The organism is Sphingobacterium sp. GW821-FHT03E03, assembly GCF_059420745.1.
Map to the genome: position 1 here is coordinate 179,400 of NZ_JBWKUH010000009.1, position 6,523 is coordinate 185,922.

General features: G+C 42.9%; 4 protein-coding genes. All 4 read left to right on the forward strand.

Features of this window, described 5'->3' with window-relative positions:
- The first annotated feature begins 82 nt into the window (after positions 1-82).
- The 4 genes from AC07UV_RS12820 to AC07UV_RS12835 are packed head-to-tail and all read left to right on the forward strand — an operon-like array spanning position 83 to position 6,170.
- Positions 83-1,471 carry a TolC family protein gene (locus tag AC07UV_RS12820; protein WP_495184044.1) on the forward strand — a complete coding sequence of 463 codons (1,389 nt, stop codon included), beginning with the start codon at positions 83-85 and terminating at the stop codon, positions 1,469-1,471.
- A gap of 11 nt (positions 1,472-1,482) precedes the next feature.
- The gene (locus tag AC07UV_RS12825; protein WP_495184045.1) at positions 1,483-4,641 is read left to right on the forward strand and encodes an efflux RND transporter permease subunit; all 3,159 of its coding nucleotides are present in this window, start codon (positions 1,483-1,485) and stop codon (positions 4,639-4,641) included.
- A 6-nt stretch (positions 4,642-4,647) separates the two neighbouring features.
- Positions 4,648-5,742 (forward strand): efflux RND transporter periplasmic adaptor subunit, encoded by a 1,095-nt coding sequence (locus AC07UV_RS12830; RefSeq protein WP_495184046.1) that lies wholly within the window; start codon positions 4,648-4,650, stop codon positions 5,740-5,742.
- 26 nt (positions 5,743-5,768) lie between these two features.
- Entirely contained in the window at positions 5,769-6,170 is a 402-nt protein-coding gene (locus tag AC07UV_RS12835) for a hypothetical protein (protein WP_495184047.1), read from the forward strand.
- Positions 6,171-6,523: the final 353 nt, after the last annotated feature.

Here is a 6,523-nt window from a genome sequence, read left to right on the forward strand (position 1 = left end):
TAGCGCACATCTTGTAAAAGCTTGTGGTGCCTAAACAGGAACCACCTTAATTCTTGATGTCTACTAACAAATTTTATTTTCGATGAAATTAAAACTCATTGCATCATTGGGTGTAATCTGTGGAATGAACCTACATGGCTTTTCACAGACCTTAAAACTCGAAGATGCCCTCACACGTGCCGTTGAACAGTACGACCAGATAAAATCAAAGCAATTTGTTGCATCGGCAGCAAAACAGCATACTGCCTTTCAAAAACAACAATATCTTCCGGATCTCACCTTAGCAGCACAACAGAGCTTTGGAACAATAAATGCCCAACATGGTCCTATGTATGCCTATGGCGGTCTTGCATCGGGCGCAACTTCCATGCCCCTAGCGGAGCAAAATTGGAATGCCGCATTTGGATCGCTCTATTTTGCCAATATCAACTGGAATGTATACACCTTTGGAAGGATCAAAAATCAGGTGCTCCTCGGCTCAATAAAGGAACAGACAACCGAGGCCGATCTTGTACAGGAAATCTTTCAGCACAAAATAAAAACAAGTGCCGCCTATCTGAATCTACTGGCGAGCCAACGGATAAAATATGTCCAGGAGAAAAATCTGGATCGCGCGCAGGTATTTTATGAAATGACTGCCGCTAGGGCGGAAAGTGGGTTAATTGCCGAAGTGGACGCTCAATTGGCCAAAGCGGAAGTTTCCAATGCAAAATCCCTACAGATCAAATCGTATGACAAGGAGCTGGAGTACTCAAAACAACTCGCCATCTTGTTAAATGATGATTTTAAAACATATCAACTGGATACGACTTATAATACCAGCATCCCGAACAGCACGGTAGCGCCACTTGCAAGTTCCGTAGAAAAACATCCATTCCTGCTATTCCAAAACAGCAAAATCAATGAGAGCATACAAACCGAGGAGATCCTAAAATCCAATAGCATGCCCTCTGTTTCCGCTTTTGGCGTACTACAAGGACGTGGAACCGGTTTCGATTGGAACTATATGCAGGATAACTCGGCATACTCTTCAAATTATTTTAAAGGAGTGGGTATAAACCGAGCAAACTATTTGCTTGGCGTTTCATTAAGCTGGAATCTGACTAATATCTTCCGTTTCGATACCAGGAACAAGGAGCAAAAATTATATACCCAGGCGATCCAAAGAGAATATGAAAAGCATAAAAAAGATTTTATGGCGCAGTCCCTCCACGCCGATTCTCAGCTGAAAAATGCCATTGACAACTTCAAAGAGACTGAAATTCAATTATCTGCCGCCAGTCTGGCTTACAAACAGCATAATGCATTGTATGAAAATGGCCTGACAACTCTGGTGGACTATACCCAGGCATTATATAGTCTAAATAGAGCCGAGATCGACTATGAAATTGCACAGAATAATGTTTGGCAGGCCTTACTATTGCTGACCGCCGCGCAGGGTGATTTCAATATTTTCCTTCATCATTCTTAAATCTATCCTTTATGAATATCATCAAATTTGCCTTACAAAAACCAATTTCCATCATGGTTATTGTCATTGGCCTGTTATTCTTTGGTATCAAAGCTACCAAAGATGTCAAAGTAGATATCCTACCCGAAATGGATCTGCCGGTCGTTTATGTAGCCCACTCTTTCAACGGCTATACCCCACAGCAGATGGAAGGTTATTTCACCAAAATGTACGTCAACATGCTCCTGTTTACCAATGGTATTAAGAGTATAGAATCAAAGAATACCCAGGGATTGACACTCATGAAAATTGTTTTCTATGAGGGTATTGACATGGGGGAAGCAATTGCAACCATCAATGCACTATCCAATCGTTCGCAGGTATTTTTACCTCCAGGCGCACCACCACCGTTCATCATCCGTTTTGACGCATCCTCCCAGCCTGTCGGCCAACTGGTCTTTCGCAGTAACACGAAAACCAACAATCAACTACAGGACATCGCGAACTTCAGTGCCCGACCATTCTTAATAAAGATACCTGGGCTGACAACAGCTCCACCTTTTGGCGGAAGTCCACGGACAATAGAAGTAAACATAGATCCTTACAAACTACGGGCGCACAACCTGTCTCCGGAGCAGGTTGTTGAAGCCATCAGTAGAAATAACATTACCTCTCCTTCCGGAAATGTCTATATCGGAGACAAAAACTATCTGACACCGACAAACAATACGGTAAAGAAAATAGAAGAACTGGGGGAAATTCCAATCTTTAAAAACACAGTAGACAATATATACATCCGTGATGTGGCAACCATAAAAGATGGTGCTGATATCGCCACAGGCTATGCCCTGATTGATGGAAAAAGATCGGTTTATATTAATATCGCTAAAGCAGGAAATGCTTCGACCCTGGATGTTGTCAATAAACTTAAAGAACGCTTGCCCGAAATCCAGCGAAATATGCCTGACGATGTTAGCATTTCGTACGAATTTGACCAGTCGGTCTATATCAGCAATGCCCTGAAAAGCCTGGTCATCGAAGGAATTCTGGGCGCTGTCCTCACCGGCCTGATGGTGCTTCTATTTCTGAACGACCGCAGGGCAGCACTGATTGTAATTATGACCATCCCTATTTCGATTATTTCTGGTATTTTATTTTTGAAGCTATTTGGACAGACCCTCAATATCATGTCCTTATCGGGACTAGCATTGGCTATTGGAATATTGGTCGATGAAAGTACGGTAACCATCGAGAATATCCACCAGCATTTTGCCCTTGGGAAAACACGTGCCCAAGCGATCTGGGATGCCTGTAAGGAAATTGCTTTTCCGAAACTTTTGATCATGCTCTGCATCCTGGCCGTATTTGCTCCTGCCTTTATGATGACCGGTATTCCTGGTGCATTGTTTATGCCTCTTGCACTCGCGATCGGGTTTTCAATGATTGTTTCGTTTTTATTGTCGCAGACTTTTGTACCCGTGATGGCCAATTGGATGATGAAACATGATCCCGAAACATGCCATAATCCTGCACACAAGAAAAACTGGTTTGATCGTTTTCGCGAGCGCTTCCTGCATCTATTGTCAAATCTGGTCGCCCGACACAAGATAATCGTAAGCTTAAGTTTGATTTTTGCATTGGTAGCATGCTTTTTCTTATATCAAGGAATTGGTAAAGATGTATTGCCTGCGGTCAATTCCCGTCAGTTTCAGGTACGGATAAAAGCCTCTGAAGGTACGCGTATCGAAGTAACCGAAGGGAAAGTAAAACAGTTTCTAACCCTTTTAAAAGATAAAGTCGGTCCTGATAATATTGCCATATCATCGGTTTTTATCGGTCAGCACCCTTCCACTTTCGCCGTTAGCCCAATTTATTTATACAATGCCGGGCCACACGAGGCCCTGATGCAGGTGGCATTGAAGAAACTCAAGGGTAATTCGGATGAACTAAAGGATGAACTCAGAAAGTACTTTCATGAAAAGATGCCGGAGATACAGCTCTCTTTCGAACCCATTGAACTTACCGAGAAAATACTGAGTCAGGGCACCAATACACCTATCGAGATCCGGATCTCAGGGATGATGAAAAAGATGAATCGCATGTATGCGCAGAAACTTCTCGGAAAGTTAAAGGAGATCGACTACCTGCGCGACCAACAAATCCCCCAGTCCATGGATTATCCGGCCCTACAGATTAATATCGACCGGACAAGAGCGGCACAACTGGGACTCGATGCACAGGATATCGCAAAGTCACTGATTACCGCTACCGCATCCACACGTTATACCAATAAGAATTTTTGGGTTGGTGGAATGATGGGAATTGCCTACGATGTGCAGGTTCAAACGCCACAAAATATATTAAACAGTAAAGAAGAACTGGAGAATTTAACGCTTTCTAAGAATGCAGACCGTCCTGTTCTGGGCGATGTCGCAACAATCACAGCAACCAAAGAACTTGGTGAAAGCTATAATTTGGGGACAATGGGTTACACCACGGTTGCCGCAAATCTGCATAAAAAAGATCTGGGACAGGCTTCGCAGGACATTCAAACTGCTATTGCATCTTTGGGCGAGCTACCAAAAGGTATCAATATTGAAGTCGCGGGGATGGCACCTGTATTGAATGAGACGATGAGTAATCTCGCTACAGGTCTATTGGTTGCCGTTGTGGTTATCTTTTTGATGCTTACAGCAACTTTTCAGTCCTTTCGGATATCACTCGTTATTCTCTCTACGGTTCCTTTTGTGATCTTAGGAGCTTTGGTACTATTAAAATTAACCGGTTCGACACTCAACTTACAGTCTTATATGGGACTCATTATGTCTGTTGGTGTTTCGATTGCCAATGCAGTTTTATTAATCAATAATGCAGAATCGCTACGACTGAAAAATCAGAATGCATTAACCTCTGCCATGGAGGCAGCCAAGCTTCGGATCCGTCCCATTATCATGACAACTATTGCCATGGTTGCAGGGATGTTACCGATGGCTATCGGTTTTGGTGAAGGTGGAGACCAGGTCTCACCATTGGGCCGCGCTGTTATCGGAGGTCTTCTTTTTTCAACCTTCTCCGTACTGATCGTCCTCCCGCTGGTATTTGTATGGATACAGCACAAAGCAACAACAACCTCGCCTTCTTTGGATCCTGAAGATGAGGAAAGCATTCATTTTGTTAAAACAAAAATCTAATTCTTTATGAAATTTAAGTCAATCATATTACCAGCAATTGCGCTATTATTTAGCGCATGCGACCAAGATACAAAAGAGAACAACGGCGCCACAAAGGAAACCCCAAAAGCCGCCAAAATAGGATCCATGCCTTTGATGACCATCCCGATTGCCAAAATGAATCCTACTGTTCCGTTACAACTGGCGGGCGAACTAAAACCTGATCAGGAGACAGCATTATTTGCGAAGGTGCAGAGTTATGTCAAGACGATCCATGTAGATATTGGTTCGAAGGTCAGCAAAGGGCAGATACTTATGGTGCTGGAAGCACCCGAGTTGCAGGCTCAAATAGCCAATGCAAAGGCCAAAATACTTTCGCAAGAGGCAATTTACACTGCAACAAAAGCCAATTACGATCGTATGTTTCGGGCAAACCAGACTAAGGGTGCTATTGCCCGCGATGCTCTGGATCAGATTACCGCACAAAAACTTTCGGACGAAGCCAGTGTAAAAGCCGCTCGGGCCGCCTATACAGAAATACAGGATATCAATCAGTATTTAATTATCCGTGCGCCCTTCAACGGCATCATTACATCCCGAAACACAGATATTGGCGCATATGTAGGCCCCATGAGTGGAACACCTTTGCTTGTCATCCAAAATTCGTCTAAGCTCCGTTTAAATCTATCGGTTCCGGAAGCACATGTTCCCTATGTAGCCATAGGGGATACAGTCAACTTCACTGTAAGGGCACTTCCTGAGAAGAACTTCCAAGCAACAATAACCCGAAAAAGCGGTACACTGGATCTGAAGTTACGATCCGAAAAGTTTGAAGCGGACTTTATCAATAACGATCCGGATCTTAAACCTTTTATGGTCGCTGAAGCAAAAGTTCAGCTTAAAAACAGCAAAGCAACTTTCTTTATTCCACGTTCGGCATTGGTCGAAGGCAACATGGGAATCTATGTCATCAAAAATACTGCTGGAAGCGCAAAGTTTATCCCGGTAAAAAAGGGAAGAATATTCAATGATAAAATTGAAGTTTTCGGCGAACTCATGGAGGGCGACCAACTGATAAAAATGGCCACCGAAGAAATCACAGAAGGAACAAGTATTAAATAGAAAAATATATAAAAATTTTAAGATCAATGCTATTTTCAGCTTTATTAATTACGCTGACAATAAGCTGTGGCAGTCCTGAAAATACAAACAACAATCCGGTTTTGCCATCTGTAACGCAAAAGCAATTTGGTTATGAAAAAGGACAACAGGTGCCGCAGGATATGGTCTGTATGGTCAATGACGAATTTATGGGCAAAAAGCAAATGGCGGTACCTTTGGATGGAAAGATCTATTACGGCTGTTGCGAAAATTGCAAAGAGAGAATCCCAAAAGATGAAAACGTACGATATGCCATAGATCCACAGACTGGATCAAAAGTAGATAAAGCAAAGGCCTACATTGTCCTTATCGGAAATGAAGGTCAGGTTGCCTATTTCGAACATCAGGACAACTATAAGTTGTTTCTGAAGCAGAATAAGGTATTATAGCCATACAGTAAAGAAGATCAAATCGATGGGGCTGCACTTGGGCAGCCCCATTATTAAAGATCGCACAACGGTCTATTTTATATCAGCTTTAATCGCTATTCCTCGGCTTCCAACAGTTGAATAAACCGCTCACCCAAAGGTGAAATCTCGTAACCTACGGTGTGGATTATGTATTGTTCAACAAGATGGAAAATTATATTGGTTGTTGACTATGAAAAAAAGTTATGTACATCACACTTTTTCAGTCAGGTGGCAGTATTGGCTCAGTCCCCCCTTGCCCAAAGACTACCCTAAACCCTTTGGATCGAACCTTATAGCTCCTTAAGACGCAGGATCTCGTCCTGCCTGGAAAC